The following is a 17,575-nucleotide window of genomic DNA, read 5'->3' as shown; positions in this document are numbered from 1 at the left end:
GGGGAAATCATGGGGAAGACGATTGTCGGGCTGGAGGTGACCGAGGAGAGCGTCCGCGCTGCGGAGATCTCACTTGGTCGTAAACCCCAGCTCGTCGCGTACGGCGAAGTGCCGCTGCCGCCCGAGGCATCGCGCGACTCGGAGGTGCTCGACTCGGGCGCCGTCGCGGTCGCGCTCCGGCAGCTGTGGACCGGCGCGAAGTTCAGAAGCAAGGACGCCGTGCTCGGCGTCGCCAGCCGCCGCATCCTGGTGCGCGAATACACGACTCAGGCGATGCGGCCTGATCTGCTGCGCGAGGCCCTGCCGTATCAGGTGCAGGACCTCCTGCCTGTGCCGGCGAGCCAGGCGGTGCTCGACTTCTTCCCGCTGTCGCAGGACGGCGACCAGGTCTCCGGCCTGCTCGTCGCGGCGGTGTCCGAGAACATCGAGCAGATCATCTCCACTCTCGCGAAGGTCAAGGTGCGCGCTCAGGCGGTCGACCTCGCGGCGTTCGGCCTCGCGCGCGTCACCGCGCCGCTCGCGTCGCCGGAGGAGACGGTGGCGACGGTCAGCATCGGCGATCACACCACCCAGGTCGTCATCTCGCGCGGCGGCGTTCCCCTGTTCGTACGCCTGCTGCCGATCGATGTCGCCACAGCAGCCACGCGGCGGCACAACGCCGAGGCCGTCGAACCGGAGCTCGAACTCGCCGCCGTGGCGGCGGGGAACGGAGCCGGGACGGGCCTCACGGTGCCCAGCCGCACGCGCGGCTCGATCCGCGCGGCGACGCCTCCCGGTGTCTCCGACCTGGCGGCCCGTCTGCGCAGCACCCTCGCGTTCTTCGGCAGCCGACCCGCCTCAGCTCCACTCTCGCGGGTCTTCGTCACCGGCGCCGGGGCTGCGGTCGAGGGCATCCTGCCGGCGCTCGGGGCCGCGATCGATACGCCGATGACCATCGTGTCGGTCGGCGACGTCATCTCGATGTCGACCCCGCCGCCTGCCGGTGAGGTCGCGCTCAACCTCGTCGGCACGGTCGGCATCGCACTCGGGGAGGCCGGAAAATGACCGCCATCCCGGTTCCCTTCTCGGGAGCGCCGCGCGTCAACCTCATGCCGCGCACCGAGGTCGCGCGGCGCGAGCGCGACCAGCTCGTGCGCCTCTGGGTGTGGCTCGTGCTCGGCGCGATCGTCGTCGCGGTGCTCATCATCGCCGGGGCGTTCGCGTTCAAGTTCTTCGCCGATCAGCGCCTCGTCGCCGAACAGGCCCGCACGAACGCGCTCCTCACCGAGATCGCCTCGCTGTCTGAGGTGAGCCAGGCGCTCGCCACCGAGTCGGAGCTCACCGACTTCCGCACCGACGCGATGGCCACCGATCTCGCGTGGACTCCCGCGATCGGCAAGATCACCGGCATCCTTCCCACCGACACCACCCTCACCGGCGTCGACCTCGCCGTCGGCGGCGTGCCGGAGGGCGACGACCCGACGCTCGAACAAGGGCTCGTCGGCACGGTCACCTTCGACAGCCCGACGCCGATCGATATCGTCCCGCTCATCCGCTCGCTCCGCGGAGTGGAGGGAGTACTGTACGCCGATGGGCAGTCGGTCACCTCGAGCCAGGTCTCGTCGGGCAGGTACTCGTACCTCCTCACGGTCGAGTTCGACCAGACCGTCTACTCGAACGAGTACGCGGCGGAAGAAGGGGGCGAGTGATGCCCAAGCACATCGTCACCGCGATCGGACTCATCGTCTCGCTCGGCGTCATCGCGCTCGGAGTCTTCCTCGTCGCCATGCCGCTCTACTTCCAGGCGGTCTCCGTCGACGGCCAGACCGCGACCGTCGCGAGCACCAACGCGCTGTACCAGGCACAGGTCGACGAGCTCACGGCGCAGCAGGAGAACCTCGGCGAGATCGAGGCGAATGTCGCCGGGCTCCGCGCGCAGATTCCGGCCACCGGCCAGCTCGACGACGTCTTCGAGGTCGTCGCACGTGCGGCCGAGGCATCCGGTGTCCAGATCACCTCGGTGACCGCAGGAGAGCAGGTCGCGTACGCCACCCGCACCGGCGCCACCGAGGGTGACCCGGCAGCGGTCCCTGCACCCGCCCCCGAGGCGACGGAGGCGGCGACCGACGCCACCAGCGGGACGTCGACGGATGCTGCGGCCGCGGCCCCCGACGCCGCAGCCGGCGCCGGGCGCCAGCAGGTCGACTTCGTCATCAGCGCCACAGCGGCTGACATGGAACAGGCGACGGCGTTCCTCGACGCGCTGCGCGCAGGTCCGCGTCTGCTCAACAGCGTCAGCGCGACGATGACCCAGAGTGGCGAGGGCACGGTCGACATCCAGGTGTCGGCGCTCACCTTCGTCGACGCGGAAGGGTGAGGATCATGGAAGACCTCGACTTCGAGAAGCTCCTCGCGTACGGTGCCCGCCACCGCGCGTCGGACGTTCACATCACCGCCGAAGCGCCGCCGCTGCTGCGCGTCGACGGCGACCTCGTGCCGGTGGAGGCCTACCCCGCCCCGCTGTCGACGGAGTGGGTGGAGCGCACGGCGTTCGAGCTTATGACGGAAGGACAGCGTCGCGAGTTCATGGAGCACGGCGAGGTCGACCTCGCCCACGCGACGCCGGGTATCGGTCGCTTCCGCACGAACGTCTACCGTCAGCTCGGCTCGATCGCGATCGCCCTGCGGTACATCCCCGACCGGGTGTACTCGCTCGAGGAACTCGGCGCCCCGACGATCGCCCGTGACCTTGCCTTGAGGCCCCGCGGACTCGTGCTGCTCACGGGCCCCACCGGCTCGGGCAAGTCGACGACGCTCACGGCGATGGTCGACATCGTCAACCAGCTCGTACCGGCGCACATCGTCACCATCGAGGACCCGATCGAGTTCCACCACCAGTCCAAGCGCTCGCTCGTCCATCAGCGCGAGGTCGGGCGAGACACGAACTCGTTCGCCGAGGCGCTGCGCCGCGTGCTGCGTCAGGACCCCGACGTGATCCTCATCGGCGAGCTCCGCGACCCGGAGTCGATCTCGACTGCCCTCTCGGCGGCGGAGACCGGCCACCTCGTGCTGTCGACCCTTCACACGCAGGGCGCGGCGAAGAGCATCAACCGCATCATCGACGTGTTCCCGGCCGACCAGCAGCATCAGATCCGCACGCAGCTCGGGGACACGCTGCAGGGCATCATCAGCCAGACGCTGCTGCCGCTCGCGCAGGTCAACGGACGCACGATCGCGACCGAGGTGCTCATCAACACGCCGGCCGTCGCGAACATGATCCGCGAGGGCCAGGTCGCGCAGATCTACTCGGCGATGCAGGCCGGCTCCGAGCTCGGCATGCACACGCTCGACCAGGATCTTCGCCGCCTCGTCGCCGAAGGCACCATCGCACGCAACGTCGCGATGGACTTCGCGGTCGATCCGAAGAGCCTCGACGGCGTCTACGTCAAGCCGCGCGACCTCGACGCGGAGGAGTGGGCGCACCACGCCGGGGAATGGCGGCAGGGGGAGCTCACGGCTCCCGCAGCGAACGCGACGCAGGGCACCGGTATCGGCATGGGATCGCGCTTCGGCACGCCCACCGTCGGCGGCCGGGTCGACCCGACCGCGCGCGATGTCGAGTGGGGCGGCGTCGACGATCTCGAAGCGTGGGCCGCCGCGAACGGGGAGGGCTGACATGGCCGTCGTACAGGAGTTCGTCTACCGGGCCGTCGACCCGCGCGCCGGATCGGTCGTGAAGGGCACGATCGAGGCCGCGAGCGAGTCGGCTGTCACCGGCAAGCTGAAGGCTCAGGGGCTTACACCGCTCGAGGTCACGCTCAAGTCCAACACCGGACTCAACCGCGACATCAAGCTGCCGGGCGCGACCAAGACGGTATCGGCGCGCACGCTCGCGGTGTTCTCCCGTCAGATGGCGGGGCTCATCAACGCCGGTCTCCCGCTCATGCGGACGCTGGCGATCCTGATCGAGCAGACCGACGACAAGAGGCTGCAGCCGGCGTTGGTACAGGTGCAGGCCGATGTCGAGTCGGGGTCGTCGTTCTCGGCGGCGTTGGCGCGGCACCCGCAGACGTTCCCACCGCTGATGCTGTCGATCATCAAGGTCGGCGAGGCGGGCGGCTTCCTCGGGAGCGCGCTCGGCTCGATCGCCGACAACTACCAGCGCGAAGCCGAGCTGCACAACAAGATCCGTGCGGCGGTGACGTATCCCGCGATCGTGCTCATCATCGCGATCATCGGCGTGCTGGTGATGGTGACGTTCGTCGTGCCGATCTTCGAGGGCATGTTCAAGGGCCTCGGCTCGTCGCTGCCCTTGCCCACGCAGATCCTCGTGACGATCTCGAACAACATGTGGTGGATGCTGCCGGCCCTCGTGCTGGTCGTGATCGTTGCACTGATCTGGTGGCGGGCCAACCGGCACACCGAGCAGTACCGCCGCTTCGTCGATCCGATCAAGCTGAAGATGCCCGTGTTCGGCAAGCTCACCACGAAGATCGCCGTCGCACGCTTTGCGCGGAACCTCTCGATGATGCTGAATGCCGGCGTGCCGATCATCCAGGCGCTCGCGATCGTCGGGCAGGCGTCGAACAACTGGAAGATCGAGCAGGCCGTGCGCGATGTACAGGAATCGATCCGTCAGGGTCGCTCGTTCGCCGCACCGCTCGCGAAGGCCGAGGTCTTCCCGGCGATGGTGCCCCAGATGGTGTCGGTGGGCGAGGAGTCGGGCACGCTCGTCGACATGCTCGCGTCGATCGCGGACTTCTACGAGGACGAGGTGGAGACCGCGACCGCACAGCTGTCGTCGACGATCGAGCCGATCCTCATCGTGGGGCTCGGCATCGTGATCGGCGGCATGGTGATCTCGCTGTACCTGCCGATCTTCACCCTGTACGGGGAGCTCGCCAAGCAGGCATAGAAGCTGGGGAACTCAACGGCCGGTGCGCAGGGCGCCGGTCGTTGAGTTTGCGCCGGGTTCAGGGCGTTTCGACTCGCTTCGCTCGCTCAACGGACGAGGGACGGAGCCCCGGGATAGGCACAGCGCGCGCGAAGCGCGCTCCGCCTCACACCGTGACCCGAAGCACTTCCTCAATAGTCGTCAGCCCCTGCGCGACCTTCGACCACCCGTCCTCGCGCAGCGAGATCATCCCCTGCGCGATCGCCACCTGACGGATCTCCGACCCCGTCGACCGCGTCACGACCAGCGACTCGATCTCGTCGCTCAGCGTCATCACCTCGTGCAGTGCGACGCGCCCGCGGTATCCGGTGTTGCTGCAGGCGGGGCATCCCACCGCCTTGTACAGCTCGGGCACATCCGCCGGGTCATGCGGGAAGCCCAGGGCACTCAGCACCTCCGAACTCTCCACCAGCGGCTCACGGCAGCGCATGCACAGCCGCCGCGCCAGCCGCTGTGCGATCACCGCTGACAGCGCCGTCGCCACCAGGAACGGCTCGCACCCGATCTCGGAAAGCCGGGTCAACGCAGAGGGAGCGTCGTTCGTGTGCAGCGTTGACAGCACCAGGTGCCCCGTCAACGCCGCTTCGATGGAGATGTTCGCGGTCTCGAAGTCGCGGATCTCACCGACCAGCACCACATCCGGGTCCGACCGCAGAATAGACCGCAAAGCAGTGGCGAACGTGAGCCCGGCGCGGTTGTTCACCTGCACCTGGTTGATGCCAGCGATGCGGTACTCGACCGGGTCCTCGACGGTGATGACGTTGATCTTCGGGTTCGCGATCGATCGCAGCGCCGTGTAGAGGCTCGTCGACTTGCCCGACCCCGTCGGCCCGGTCGCGAGGATCATGCCGTGCGGCTTCGTGATCGCCTCGCGGAACCGCTTCTCGTTGGTGGGCGAGAACAGCAGGTCGCGCATCCCCATGGTCTGGCCGGTGTTGTCGAGGATTCGCATGACGATCTTCTCGCCCCACACCGTGGGAAGGGTCGCCACGCGGAGGTCGACGGTGCGGTTCTCGTGCGTGACCGAGAGGCGGCCGTCCTGCGGCTTGCGCTTCTCGGCGATGTCGATCGACGACATGATCTTCAGTCGCGAGATGATGCCGTCCTGAATCGCACGGTCGGCCTTCTGCATCTCGTGCAGCACGCCGTCGATGCGGAACCGCACGGTCAGCTGCTTCTCGCCCGGCTCGACGTGGATGTCGCTCGCACGGTCGTTGATGGCCTGCGCGATCAGCAGGTTCACGAACCGGACGATGGGGGCGGTGTCGTCCTGCTCCTCGAGGCTCTCGGTGAACGCGGCCTGGTTGGCCTCGCTCGACTCCTCGATCGTCATCGACAGCTCGCTGAGCTCTTCGTCCGAGCGCAGGAACCGCTCGAACATGTTCAGCAGCGCGTCTTCGGCGACGACGACGGGTTCGACGAAGAGGTCCGTGATCGAGGCGACGTCGTCGAGCGCGACGATGTCGGTCGGGTCGAGCACGCCCACGGTCAGGCGTTCGCCGCGGCGGTCGACGGGGATGAGGCCGTACTTGCGGCAGAGGTTGCCGGGCACGAGAGCGACCACGTTGGGGTCGAGCGGCATCTCGGCGAGGTCGACGTAACGGTGGCCCGTGTGCAGGGCGATCGCCTCGGCGACCTGGCCCTCGGTGACCAGCTTCGAGCTCACCAGCAAGCGCTGCAGCTCCGGACCTTCGCCCACCTGAGCGAGGGCTGCCGACATGTCGGCAGCCCTGACTGCTCCTGTGAGCACCAGCGTCTGTGCGAGACCTCTCACGGCAACACCCCTATCCCCAACCACATACTATGTGGCGCGCGTCAACCCCGGGCTGCTCGCAGGTGCGTGCTCGATAAGGTCGTGCCATGGCGGACCTGATCGCGAAGCTGACGGCCTGGGCACTCTCCCTCCGACCGGTGCGCGTCTGGTTCCACTACCTCGAACGCCGCGGCCCCATGCTCTCCGACAGCATCACGTACCGCTCGCTGTTCTCGGTGTTCGCGGGAGTCCTCCTCGGCTTCTCGTTCGCCTCCGTGTGGCTCGCCGACAACCCCGCGGCGTGGCAATCGCTGATCGATGCGGTGGATGCTGCGATCCCCGGCCTGCTCGGAACAGACGGCGATGGCCTCATCGACGTCAGCACCATCGAAGCGCCGGCAGGCCTCACGATCGCGGGCATCATCGCGCTCGTCGGTCTTGTCGGCGCGGCGATCGGCGCCATCGGGTCGCTGCGCGTCGCGTTGCGCACGCTCGCCGACAAGGTGCACGACGACGTCTTCTGGATCTGGGTGATCCTGCGCAACCTCCTCCTGGCCATCGCGATCGGCGGCGGCTTCGTGCTGTCGGCCGGCGCGACGTTCATCGGCACCACGTTCGTCGGGGCGGTGCTCGACTGGCTCGGCGTCAGTCATACCGGATTCGCCGACTTCGCCACCCGCTCGGTCTCGATCGTCGTCGTGTTCCTCCTCGACATGGCGATCGTCGCCGTCGCGTTCGTGTCGCTCAGCGGCGTCAAGACACACCCAGGGTCGCTGTGGTCGGGCGCCGTCATCGGCGCGATCGGGCTGACGGTGCTGCAGCAGCTCTCGTCCCTCTTCGTCGCCGGCGCCGGTTCGAACCCACTGCTCGCCTCGTTCGCCTCGCTCATCGCTCTGCTGCTGTGGCTGAACCTCTCGGCGCAGGTCATCCTCCTCGCATCGACCTGGATCATCGTGAGCGAACGTCAGCGGGTCGACCGCGTGCGTGAGCGGTTCGGTTCTCCGACGTTCGCCTTGCGGCGCGTGCGTCAGGCGGAGGATGCTGTGCGCGTGGCCACAGAAGAGCTCGAGCACGCGCGCGCCGACGCGGAGCGCGAGAAGCTCGCTGCACAGAAGCACCAGGCGACATGAGCGAGCGCGTTCCCACCTTCACCGCCGAACAGGTGCGTGCGGCGGAACGCCCCCTGCTCGACGCCGGAATCCCGCTCATGCACCGCGCCGCCGCGGCCCTCGCCGGCGTCATCCGGGCAGAGCTCGAGACGCCCGACACCGTCGTCACGCTGACCGGGGTGCTCGAGCCCGTGGTCCGGGAGACGCCTGTCGCCCTGCGGCCGCGGGTGCTCGTCTTGGTGGGCTCCGGCGACAACGGCGGCGACGCTCTCTACGCCGCCGCACACCTCTCCCGCATCGCCGACGTCGACGCGCTGCTCGTCTCGGAGCGCTTCCACGTCACCGCCCTCGCCGCCGCGGTCGCCGCCGGAGTCCGTCGCGTCGACCTCCCCGAAGTCGACGACGCGGTGCGCCACTACGCCCTCGTGGTCGACGGCATCCTCGGCATCGGCGCCGCGAGCGATCCGGCCCTGCGCGGCAGAGCCCGCGGTGCGGTCACGGCGATCCGCGACCACCTCCGGCGAGGAGGACGGATGCCGCGCGTCATCGCCGTCGACATCCCCAGCGGTCTCCACCCCGACACGGGCGTCGCCGACGACGCCGTGCTCGCAGCATCCGTCACCGTCACGTTCGGCGCGGTGAAGGCCGGACTCGTCACCGGACGCGGGCCCGAACTCGCCGGCGACATCGTCCTGGTCGACATCGGTCTCGGCACGGCGCTGGAATCGGTCGAGCCGGTGGGCGAGGCATCCGTCTTGCGAATCGTGACGGCGCCGACCGACTGACCGCAGCGTGCGCGCCGCGACTACTCGTCGCTCTGCTCGTCCTCGCCGTTCTTGCCGGGGAAGTCGGGGTCGTCCTTGTGGTGGCCCCAGGCCTTGCCCTTCCCGTTGCCCGGGTCGTCCCGCTTGTCGTCGCCGTCACCCTTGTTTCCGGGGAAGTCCGGCGAATCCTTATCGTGCCCCCACGCGTTGCCGTTGTTGCCCGGGAATGCGGGGTCGTCCTTATGGTGGCCCCACGCCTTCCCGTTGCCCTGCCCGCCCGGCGCATCAGCCGGCGCGACGACGCTCGTCGCGGGGAGCACCCGTGCCAACGGCACGCCCGACGCGACGCTCGGCACGATGATCGCGGCCGCGGCGACGACGGCGATCACTGCACCCGTGATGAGCAGCTTCTTCGAACCCATGACGCACCTCGATCTCCCCAGGCGGAGGCAGCCGGTGCGGGGAGCGTATCACCGCGCGCGGGCGGTGCGAAGGGGTCAGCGCGCGTAGCGCTCGACGAAGGTGCGCAGCATGCGGCTCGGGTGCGTGACCGCCGCGGTGCGGACAGCCGCCAGTGTGAGCTCGAGCTCGTGGGCGGCGAAGTATCCGTAGTCGGCGTAGGCGTGGATGCGCGTCGTGATGCCTTCGACGTCGAGCTCGGGGTGGAACTGCGTCGCGTAGACGTTCTCGCCGACGCGGAACATCTGCACCGGGCACGTCGGCGACGACGCCAGCAGCGTCGCCGACGCGGGCAGCTGCGAGATCGCCTCCTTGTGTCCGACGAACGCGCCGAAGGTCTCAGGGATCCCGGCGAGGAGGGGATCGGACGCCCCGGCCTCGGTCACCGTCACGGGCACGACGCTGATCGGCTCGGAGTAGGTGCGGTCGATCACCGCGCCCTGGTGCGCGCCGAGCGTGCCGACGCCGTAGCAGGCGCCGAGGAAGGGGAAATCCCGCGCGACGACCTCGTCGAGGAGGATGCCGAACTCCTGCTCGACCCGTCGCTGCGTCGGCGACTTCTTCTCGAGCGGGTCGGACGCGTTGAACGGCCCGCCGCCCACGAAGATCCCCGACACCTCATCGAGGTCGATCCGTGGCATCGGCTCGGCCTCGAGCCGCACCCGGATGAGCTCGTCGGGCGAGAGGCCGGTGTACCGCAGGAAGAGCGCATACTCCTCGTCGGCCGGCGCGTCCTCGGCCCGGGTCGCGAGGAGGACGAACGGCTTCACCGCACCAGCCTACGTGTGCGGAGCGTGCAGGCGTTTCGTCTGCGGGCGCCAGAGCGCCCTTCGCTCAACGACCGGGAACACGGATGCCTCGGCCCGGCGCGCAGTGCGCCGGGCCGAGGCATCCGTCGATCCTTACTTGCTGAACTGGTGCGTCCAGGTCGACACGGCACCCGCGGCGACGGCGAAGCCGGCCTTCGGGACCGCGGTCACCTGCGCCTTCGAGCCGGCGGGCACCTTGACCAGCGGCTTCTCTGCCTTGACTCCGTTGACGTAGTAGTCGAACGCCGGGTCGGGCGTGACGACCACGTGGTCGGAGTTCGAACCCTTCGGGTCGGTGAACTTCGGCGTGCCGGGCGTCGCCGCGGTCGTGAGCACGGGCACGTTCGCGAAGTCCATGTCGCTCGCGAAGTAGTAGCTCGTGTACGACGGCTGGTTGTAGGTGGTGTTCTGGCGGGCCACCTCGGCGCGGTACTGCACGTCGTGCATGAGCGTCGGCAGCTTGTGCGTGGTCGCCTCGGTGCTCGTGTAGATGCGCAGCGCGCTCGAGTCGACGGTGCGCACGAGCAGCTCCTCGCGCCAGTCGCCGAACACGTCGGCCACGAGCGACGGGTTGCCCTTGGTGCCGTTGTTCGTGCGCGTGCCGGTGGCGGTGAGCACGGTGCCGCGGGTCCAGTCCTTGATGGTGGGCGTGACCTCGAGGGCGCCGTCGACGATCTGCGTCGTCATGTCGGCGGCCCAGCGGATCGACTGGTTGGTTCCGGGGGTGGATGCTGCGAGCGGCGCGTTCGTCGCGCTCAGCAGGCCCGATCCCTCGGTGCCGTTGGGCATGCTCGCCCACACCTCGAGGCCCGGCACGTCGGCGCGCACGTCGCCGATCATGCTGCGGCCCGTGTCGCGGCCCGAGTAGGCGCCGAAGAGCACCTCGCCGGTCGCGGCATCGCGCATCGCCGAACCGTACGGTGCGAACGTGGCGCCCTCGTGCGCCGTCCAGATCTCGAGTCCGGGGCGGTTCGGGTCGATGTCGGTGACGTGCATCGCGTCGCCGTGGCCGAGACGCACGTTCTCGCCCGGCGCCGCGCTGCCCGCGGGCAGCGTGTCGAACGAGCTGTACAGCAGCCCGCCGTCGTCGTCGATGGTGGCCGAGCCGTAGACGATCTCGTGCTTGCCGTCGCCGTCCACGTCGGCCGCGCTCAGCGAGTGGAAGCCCTGCGTCGTGATCGAGCCGTACGCCGGGTCGGTGCCGTCACGACCGTGCGGGCCGTCGTTGAACGGGTTCGTCATCGGCACGTGGCCGCTGTCGATCGCCCAGCGCGTGGTCAGGTGCTCGCCGTCCCAGTCGTAGGCGTGGATCGTCGTGCGCGTGTAGTAGCCGCGAGCGAAGACCGCGGAGGGGTGCGTGCCGTCGAGGTAGGCCACGCCCGCCAGGAAGCGGTCGACGCGGTTGCCCGGCTCGATGCGGGCCATCGCGTAGTCGCCCCACAGCAGGCCGTCGTCGTCGCGGCCGGGCTCGTAGCGCACGGTCTCGAGCTCTTCGCCGGTGGCCGAGTCGAAGACCGTGAGGTACTCCGGGCCGTCGACGATGAAGCCCTCGAACGTCGTGAGGTCGTTGCGTGCGCTGCGGCTCGGTGCGTAGGTGGTGATGAAGTAGTCGACGAGCTCGGTCGCCGACGCGGTCGACAGCGGGTACTCGTGCGTCACCGGGATGCCGAACGCCTCCTCGAGGGTCGCCGGCCAGTTGCCCGCCACGACCTCGGGGTGCTCCGACCAGCCCTCGAACATCTCGATGAGGTGCTGGCGGTAGTCCGCGGCGCTCATGCGGTAGTCGTCGGCCGCGGTGTAGCCGGCCGCGAGATCTTCGGCGAGCATCGTGATGCCGGCCTCGGCCGCGACCGAGCCGTCGGCGTTGTACCGGATCGACTTCGTGCCGGGCGCCGTCTTCAGCATCGTCTCGGCGCGGCCGTCGCCGTCGAAGTCGTAGACCATGAACTGCGTGTAGTGCGCGCCCGCGCGGATGTTCACACCCAGGTCGATGCGGTTCAGCAGCGTGCCGTCGAGCTCGTACGTGTCGACGTAGACGGTGCCCGTGTAGCCCTTCTGCGACACGTCCTTCGAGTTCGAGGGATCCCACTTCACGACGAACTCGTACGCGCCGTCGCCGTCGACGTCGGCCACCGACGCGTCGTTCGCCGAGTACGTGAACGCCTCGCCGGCCGGAGTCACGCCGCCCGCCGGCTTCTGCAGCGGCAGGTCGTAGAACCCGTCGCCCCACACCGACACAGGGGCGGACTGCTCGCCGGTCACGTCGTTCCACGCGGGAGCGACCGTGTAGACGGATGCTGCGGACCCGTCCGCGTCGGCATAGTTCGTGCTGTCGTCGACCGTGGCGATGCGCTCGCCGTCGCGGAACACCGCGAACGACGGGCCGCTCACGCCGGTCTCGGTCGCGGGACCGGCTTCGGTGCCGAGCAGGCGCCAGCTGAGGAACACGCCCTCGCCCGTCGACACGGCCACCAGGCCGCGGTCCAGGGCTTCGAGCTGGGCACCGGCGGGGGAGGCCTGCTCGGCCAGTGCGGGCTGCGCCAGTCCGAGCGTGAGTGCGCACGCGGCCGAGCCGGCCACGAGCACGCGGACAGAGGTGCTGCGGAGATTCATCGTCGAATCGCTCTCCTGAGGTTGCGGCCCGCTGGGGTCGGGCCCGTGTGGGGAAACGTAGGAATACGTTTTCCCGCACGACCCTAGTCAGCGACTTCGCATGGGTCAACCACCCCACCGCGCACATTGGAACGATTTAATGTGTGGGCGCCGCGAGCACAGAATCGGAGGTCGGGCACGACACGCCGGGTCGCAGCATCCGTCTCCGGCGTGTCGTATGGAACCTCCGATTCTGTGCACACTGGCCACCACTCCGAGAGCCTCCTCCCCAATCGGCTCGCGCGCGCCGGCTGCCCACAGTTCGGCCCAGGGGAAGGGGGAGCGGATGCTGCGGCCGCGAGTCTGGCCGGATGTGCACCGCCGCTCCGCCCGCCGTCACGACGTATCGAGAACTGAGGGCATGGGGGCTTTCACGGTCGCGGATCGCCGCAGCGCTCGCCGATGGCTCACTGATCTCGCCCCGGCGAGGCGTGTACGAGCGCCTCGGTGCGTGCCACGACGTCAGGACAGCGGCGGCCCATGGAGGCTGGATCGCGTGCGTGAGCGCCGCGAAGCACCATGGGCTCTGGGTCGCGGAGCACGGTGACGGGTTGCACGTCGGGCTCCGCGGTCACGGGCGCGCCTACTCTCACCCGGACTGCTCGTGCGTCGTGCACTGGAGCGACCCGGACGACGCCGAACGCAGTGCTTTCGGTGTGCCGTCGGTCCGGGTCGTCCTGCGGCAGATCCTGCGGTGCCAAGGGCTCGAGGGGTTCTTTGTGGCATTGGAGTCGGCTCTGCGGCGGCGCATGCTGGCGAAGACCGACCTCGACTGGCTGCGGAAGGGCACGAACGCCGGCGCGAGGGCGGCGATCGCCTTCGCTCGCAGCGATGCCGACAGCGGGCTCGAGTCGTTGCTGCGGTGGCGGCTTCGGCGCTGCGGGCTTCGGGTGCGGACGCAGCAGTCGATCACCTCGGTCGGTCGGGTGGACTTCGTGATCGGCGAGCGCCTCATCGTCGAGGTCGACGGCGCGCCCAACCATGACAGCGAGTCGCACAGACACAAGGACCTCGTGCGCGATGCGAACGCAGCGGCGTGGGGCTTCGTCACCCTCCGCTTCGACTATGCCCTGGTCGTCCACGACTGGGACACCGTCGAACTCGCCATCCTCGGCCTCGTCGACCGCGGGCTGCACCTCGCCTGAGTGTGCACAGAATCGGATGTTGTCGCCGACACGCCGGGTGGCAGCATCCGTTCCCTGGCGTGTCGGCCAGGACTCCGATTCTGTGTGCGGGGTGTGCATGGAGTCGGTCCGGAACACAGAATCGGAGACTTTCGGCGACACGCCGGCTACCGGCGCCCGGCCCCGGCGTGTCGCGCAGAACCTCCGATTCTGTGCACGCCCACAACACCAGGAACGACGGATGCCTCGGCCCGGCGCAGTGCGCCGAGGCATGTGCGACGTCCTACGAGGCGTAGGTGACGAGGCCGAGCTCCACCGGCGACACGAGCTGGGGGTGCGCGGGGCGCACGCGGACGGTGTAGCCGAACGTGCCCGTGACACCGAGCGGGAGCGTGCCGCTGAACACCGTCGCGCCGTCGGCCGCGGACGCGCCGGGGGAGAGGCGGTACACCGAGTGGTCGCGCGACAGCGCGTCGTCCTCGTTCGTCGCGCCGTAGAGCAGCTCCACCGCGACGTCGTCGGGCGAGAGGCCGTCGAGGCGCACGTCGGCGCGCACCTCGAGGGTGTCACCGGCCTGCGCCTGCTGCGGGATGCCCGAGCTGTCGACGCTCGCGATCGACACGCGCCCCCACGCCTCGCGCACACGGCTGACGAACGCGGCCACCGCACGCGCCTCGAGGAACTCGTTCGCGCGCAGCGCGACGTCGTGCGCAGCCGACGGCACATACAAGCGCTGGACGTAGTCGCGCACCATGCGGTCGCTCGTCGCCTTCTTGCCGAGCTCGGTCATCGTGTGGCGCACCATGTCGAGCCAGCGCAGCGGGATGCCGCCCTCGCGCTCGTAGAAGCGCGGCACCAGCTGGTGCTCGATGAGGTCGTAGAGGGCGGCCGCCTCGTCGTCGTCGCGCTCCTCGTCGTTCGACGCGGTGTCGGCGGTGGGGATCGCCCAGCCGTTCTCGCCGTCGTACCACTCGTCCCACCACCCGTCGAGGATCGAGAGGTTCAGCGCGCCGTTGAGCGCCGCCTTCATGCCGCTCGTGCCGCACGCTTCGAGCGGGCGCAGCGGGTTGTTGAGCCAGACGTCGCAGCCGGGGTAGAGGTCCTTCGCGAGCGTGATGTCGTAGTCCGGCAGGAACACGATGCGCCCGCGCACCTTCGGGTCGCGGCTGAAGCGCACGAGCTGCTGGATCAGGATCTTGCCCGAGTCGTCGGCCGGGTGCGACTTGCCGCCGATCACGATCTGCACCGGGCGCTCGGGGTCGGTGAGCAGCTGCGTGAGGCGCTCCGGGTCGCGCAGCATGAGCGTCAGGCGCTTGTACGTCGGCACGCGGCGCGCGAAGCCGATCGTGAGCACCTCCGGGTCGAGGAGGTCCTCCACCCAGGCCGGCGTCACGGCCGAGCCGCTGGAGACGGATGCTGCCACCCGCCGCCGCGCCTCGGCGACGAGCTCGCCCTTCATCTGCTGGCGCACGCCCCACAGCTCGGCGTCGCTGACGACGTCGCGGTCGGTCCAGTCGTGCGTGTCGGTGTGCGCATCGCCCCACGCCCGCTCGCTCACGGCCTTGAGCGCGGGGTGCACCCAGGTCGGAGCGTGCACGCCGTTGGTGATCGAGGTGATCGGCACCTCGTCGGTGTCGACGCCCGGCCACAGCATGCCGAACATGCCACGGCTCACCTCGCCGTGCAGCACCGAGACGCCGTTGGCGTGCTGGCCGAGGTGCAGGCCGAGCACCGCCATGTTGAAGACGCCCTGGTCGCCGCCCTCCCACGTCTCGAGGCCCAGCGAGATCGCGCGGCCGGCGTCGAGGCCCTGGAACAGGCCGCTCGAGAGGAAGTCGGCGATCAGGTCGCGGGGGAAGCGGTCGATGCCCGCGGGCACCGGCGTGTGGGTCGTGAAGACCGTGCCGGCGCGCACCTGCGCGAGGGCCTCGTCGAAGCTCAGCCCGTCGTGCGTGATGAGCTCCGACATGCGCTCGAGTCCCTGGAACCCGGCGTGGCCCTCGTTGGTGTGGTAGACGTCGGGGGTCGGGCGTCCCGTCAGGTCGCTGAACGCACGCACCGCGCGCACGCCGCCGACGCCGAGCAGCAGCTCCTGCAGCAGGCGGTGCTCGCCACCGCCGCCGTAGAGGCGGTCGGTGACGCGGCGCATCTCGTCGGTGTTCGAGGGCGTCTCGGAGTCGAGCAGCAGCAGCGGGATGCGGCCGATGTCGGCGACCCAGACGCGGGCGTGCAGGCGGCGGTCGCCCGGCAGATCGAGCGCGATCTCGACGGGCGCTCCCTCGCGGTTGCGCAGGAGCGTCAGCCCGAGGCCGTACGGGTCGAGCAGCGGGTAGCTCTCGCGCTGCCAGCCGTCGTCTCCGATCGACTGGCGGAAGTAGCCGGCGCGGTAGAAGAGGCCGACGCCGGTCAGCGGCACGCCCAGGTCGGACGCGCTCTTGAGGTGGTCGCCGGCGAGGATGCCGAGGCCGCCGGAATACTGCGGCAGCGAGCCGTCGACGCCGAACTCGGGGGAGAAGTACGCGATGTGCGCGGGCTTGTCGCCCTCGAGCTGCTGGAACCAGCGGTCGCCCTCGAGGTATGCGGTGAGGCGCTCGTCCTCCTCACGAACGCGGGCGACGAACTCTTCGTCCCGGGCGAGCTCGTCGAGGCGCTCCTGGCCCAGTGCGCCGAGCATCCGTGCCGGGTTCGCGCCGATCTCGTCCCACAGGACGGGATCCATCGAGGCGAACAGCGCGTGCGTCGCGCGACTCCACGACCAGCGCCAGTTGGAGGCGAGGCGGTCGAGCGGGGCGAGGGATGCGGCGAGGACGGGACGGACGGTGAACGTTCGGATGGCCTTCACGCTCGCGATTCTAGGGGCAAAAGCTGGAAGCGCTTGCACGGAAGTCGTTGGGTCTACGCTGGCGCTATGGCACTCGCACGACTGCACGGCGGACCCCTCGACGGACAGATCATTCCGCTCGACCCGACCGTCTCCGACTCGTACATCGTCCCCTACGGCGAGGGACAGCTGGTCTACCGCCGCGAAGGCGAAGAGACCCATGCGGGCGACCAGGACGGGCCGACCGAGACCCGCTTCGTGTACGTCGAGGCGACCGAAGACATCGACCCGAACCCGGACGGTCGTGACGACTGACCGCATTCCCGACGTGACCGGCGGCGACGCCGGAGCGAACGGTCCGTCGCTCAGCGTCGAGGTCGAGCTCAAGTTCGATGTCGGCGAGTCCACGCCGCTGCCCGACTGGTCGGCGCTTCCCGGTGTGGCGAGAGTCGGCGAGCCCGAGCTGCGTCACCTCGACGCCACCTACCTCGACAGCGACGACCTCGCGCTCGCCCATTCCGGCTACGCGGTCCGCCACCGCACCGGCGGCCCCGACGAGGGCTGGCACATCAAGGGCCCGCGCGGGGCCGACGGCGGGCGGGTCGAACTGCACTGGCCGATCAGCCCGGTGGATGAGATCCCGGATGCTGTCGCCGACGCGGTCTCGAAGATCGCGAGCGCGTCGGACTTCGCGCCGATCGCGCGCATCCGCAACAGCCGCAACGCCTTCGCGCTGCAGGACGAGCGCGGTGGCCTCGTGGCGGAGTTCGTCGACGACCACGTGACAGCCACCGACGAGCGCTCCGGCACGCAACGGTCCTGGCGCGAGTGGGAGTTCGAACTCGGCCCCGCCGCCCCCGCCTCGGACGAGGCGCGCGCGGCGCTGCTCTCAGCGGCCGAAGCCGCGGTGCATGCCGCAGGCGGCCGGGCCGCAGCATCCGATTCCAAGCTCGCCCGCACTCTCGGCGCCTGAGGCTGCTCGAAAGTCCGAGGCGTTTCGACTTCGCGCGCCAGAGCGCGCTTCGCTCAACGACCGGTGCCTTCACTCCCGGTGCCTTAACTCCCGGTCGTTGAGCGAGCTTGCGAGTCGAAACGCAGAGACGAAACGCCCCGGACCTTCCGAGAAGGTCCGGGGCGCTCGGCGTCAGCTG

15 protein-coding genes are annotated in these 17,575 nt (G+C 69.6%); 10 read left to right on the top strand and 5 right to left on the bottom strand.

Annotated features, from left to right (window positions below; translation table 11 throughout):
* Positions 1-9 precede the first annotated feature (9 nt).
* The 5 genes from pilM to Q9R33_RS15435 are packed head-to-tail and all read left to right on the top strand — an operon-like array spanning position 10 to position 4,894.
* Complete coding sequence (pilM, locus tag Q9R33_RS15455) at positions 10-1,044, top strand: pilus assembly protein PilM (protein ID WP_311294301.1); 1,035 nt, start codon at positions 10-12, stop codon at positions 1,042-1,044.
* Positions 1,041-1,688: a hypothetical protein gene (locus Q9R33_RS15450; RefSeq protein WP_311294300.1), complete on the top strand. Its 648-nt coding sequence runs from the start codon at positions 1,041-1,043 to the stop codon at positions 1,686-1,688. The genes pilM and Q9R33_RS15450 overlap by 4 nt, the downstream gene beginning before the upstream one ends.
* Positions 1,688-2,356: a hypothetical protein gene (locus Q9R33_RS15445; RefSeq protein ID WP_311294299.1), complete on the top strand. Its 669-nt coding sequence runs from the start codon at positions 1,688-1,690 to the stop codon at positions 2,354-2,356. Before Q9R33_RS15450 ends, Q9R33_RS15445 begins: the two co-directional genes overlap by 1 nt.
* A gap of 5 nt (positions 2,357-2,361) precedes the next feature.
* Complete coding sequence (locus Q9R33_RS15440; protein ID WP_311294298.1) at positions 2,362-3,654, top strand: type IV pilus twitching motility protein PilT; 1,293 nt, start codon at positions 2,362-2,364, stop codon at positions 3,652-3,654.
* Position 3,655: 1 nt separating this feature from the next.
* Entirely contained in the window at positions 3,656-4,894 is a 1,239-nt protein-coding gene (locus Q9R33_RS15435; RefSeq protein ID WP_310249538.1) for a type II secretion system F family protein, read from the top strand.
* 145 nt (positions 4,895-5,039) lie between these two features.
* Here the strand turns inward: Q9R33_RS15435 and Q9R33_RS15430 are convergent, their stop codons facing one another.
* Positions 5,040-6,707 (bottom strand): GspE/PulE family protein, encoded by a 1,668-nt coding sequence (locus Q9R33_RS15430; RefSeq protein ID WP_056367065.1) that lies wholly within the window; start codon positions 6,705-6,707, stop codon positions 5,040-5,042.
* An 86-nt stretch (positions 6,708-6,793) separates the two neighbouring features.
* On the opposite strand from Q9R33_RS15430, the gene Q9R33_RS15425 reads away from it, so the two are divergent.
* Positions 6,794-7,816 carry a YihY/virulence factor BrkB family protein gene (locus Q9R33_RS15425; RefSeq protein WP_311294297.1) on the top strand — a complete coding sequence of 341 codons (1,023 nt, stop codon included), beginning with the start codon at positions 6,794-6,796 and terminating at the stop codon, positions 7,814-7,816.
* Entirely contained in the window at positions 7,813-8,580 is a 768-nt protein-coding gene (locus tag Q9R33_RS15420; protein WP_311294296.1) for an NAD(P)H-hydrate epimerase, read from the top strand. The genes Q9R33_RS15425 and Q9R33_RS15420 overlap by 4 nt, the downstream gene beginning before the upstream one ends.
* 20 nt (positions 8,581-8,600) lie before the next feature.
* On the opposite strand, the gene Q9R33_RS15415 is transcribed toward Q9R33_RS15420, so the two are convergent.
* The 3 genes from Q9R33_RS15415 to Q9R33_RS15405 form a co-directional block, all read right to left on the bottom strand.
* Entirely contained in the window at positions 8,601-8,981 is a 381-nt protein-coding gene (locus Q9R33_RS15415) for a hypothetical protein (RefSeq protein ID WP_311294295.1), read from the bottom strand.
* A gap of 75 nt (positions 8,982-9,056) precedes the next feature.
* Positions 9,057-9,788 carry a glutamine amidotransferase gene (locus tag Q9R33_RS15410; RefSeq protein ID WP_311294294.1) on the bottom strand — a complete coding sequence of 244 codons (732 nt, stop codon included), beginning with the start codon at positions 9,786-9,788 and terminating at the stop codon, positions 9,057-9,059.
* A gap of 132 nt (positions 9,789-9,920) precedes the next feature.
* Positions 9,921-12,440 (bottom strand): rhamnogalacturonan lyase, encoded by a 2,520-nt coding sequence (locus tag Q9R33_RS15405; protein WP_311294293.1) that lies wholly within the window; start codon positions 12,438-12,440, stop codon positions 9,921-9,923.
* A gap of 539 nt (positions 12,441-12,979) precedes the next feature.
* On the opposite strand from Q9R33_RS15405, the gene Q9R33_RS15400 reads away from it, so the two are divergent.
* The gene (locus Q9R33_RS15400; RefSeq protein WP_311294292.1) at positions 12,980-13,624 is read left to right on the top strand and encodes a DUF559 domain-containing protein; all 645 of its coding nucleotides are present in this window, start codon (positions 12,980-12,982) and stop codon (positions 13,622-13,624) included.
* A 262-nt stretch (positions 13,625-13,886) separates the two neighbouring features.
* On the opposite strand, the gene glgP is transcribed toward Q9R33_RS15400, so the two are convergent.
* On the bottom strand, positions 13,887-16,445 hold the full coding sequence (glgP, locus tag Q9R33_RS15395) for an alpha-glucan family phosphorylase (RefSeq protein ID WP_311294291.1): 2,559 nt from the start codon (positions 16,443-16,445) through the stop codon (positions 13,887-13,889).
* A gap of 66 nt (positions 16,446-16,511) precedes the next feature.
* Here glgP and Q9R33_RS15390 point away from each other — a divergent pair, with 66 nt between their 5' ends.
* Positions 16,512-16,739, top strand: a complete 228-nt coding sequence (locus tag Q9R33_RS15390; protein ID WP_311294290.1) for a response regulator — start codon at positions 16,512-16,514, stop codon at positions 16,737-16,739.
* Complete coding sequence (locus Q9R33_RS15385; protein ID WP_311294289.1) at positions 16,729-17,397, top strand: CYTH domain-containing protein; 669 nt, start codon at positions 16,729-16,731, stop codon at positions 17,395-17,397. Before Q9R33_RS15390 ends, Q9R33_RS15385 begins: the two co-directional genes overlap by 11 nt.
* The last annotated feature ends 178 nt before the right edge of the window (positions 17,398-17,575 follow it).

The organism is Microbacterium sp. PRC9, assembly GCF_031844125.1.
Lineage (GTDB): Bacteria > Actinomycetota > Actinomycetes > Actinomycetales > Microbacteriaceae > Microbacterium.
This window is presented reverse-complemented; position numbering and strand designations above follow the sequence as displayed.

Excerpts from the sequence above, each read along its gene's own strand:
- Q9R33_RS15445 (WP_311294299.1), top strand. The coding sequence starts at position 1,688 with ATGCCCAAGCACATCGTCACCGCGATCGGACTCATCGTCTCGCTCGGC.
- Q9R33_RS15420 (WP_311294296.1), top strand. The coding sequence starts at position 7,813 with ATGAGCGAGCGCGTTCCCACCTTCACCGCCGAACAGGTGCGTGCGGCG.
- Q9R33_RS15415 (WP_311294295.1), bottom strand. The coding sequence starts at position 8,981 with ATGGGTTCGAAGAAGCTGCTCATCACGGGTGCAGTGATCGCCGTCGTC.
- Q9R33_RS15425 (WP_311294297.1), top strand. The coding sequence starts at position 6,794 with ATGGCGGACCTGATCGCGAAGCTGACGGCCTGGGCACTCTCCCTCCGA.
- Q9R33_RS15450 (WP_311294300.1), top strand. The coding sequence starts at position 1,041 with ATGACCGCCATCCCGGTTCCCTTCTCGGGAGCGCCGCGCGTCAACCTC.
- Q9R33_RS15435 (WP_310249538.1), top strand. The coding sequence starts at position 3,656 with ATGGCCGTCGTACAGGAGTTCGTCTACCGGGCCGTCGACCCGCGCGCC.
- Q9R33_RS15390 (WP_311294290.1), top strand. The coding sequence starts at position 16,512 with ATGGCACTCGCACGACTGCACGGCGGACCCCTCGACGGACAGATCATT.
- Q9R33_RS15405 (WP_311294293.1), bottom strand. The coding sequence starts at position 12,440 with ATGAATCTCCGCAGCACCTCTGTCCGCGTGCTCGTGGCCGGCTCGGCC.
- Q9R33_RS15440 (WP_311294298.1), top strand. The coding sequence starts at position 2,362 with ATGGAAGACCTCGACTTCGAGAAGCTCCTCGCGTACGGTGCCCGCCAC.
- pilM (WP_311294301.1), top strand. The coding sequence starts at position 10 with ATGGGGAAGACGATTGTCGGGCTGGAGGTGACCGAGGAGAGCGTCCGC.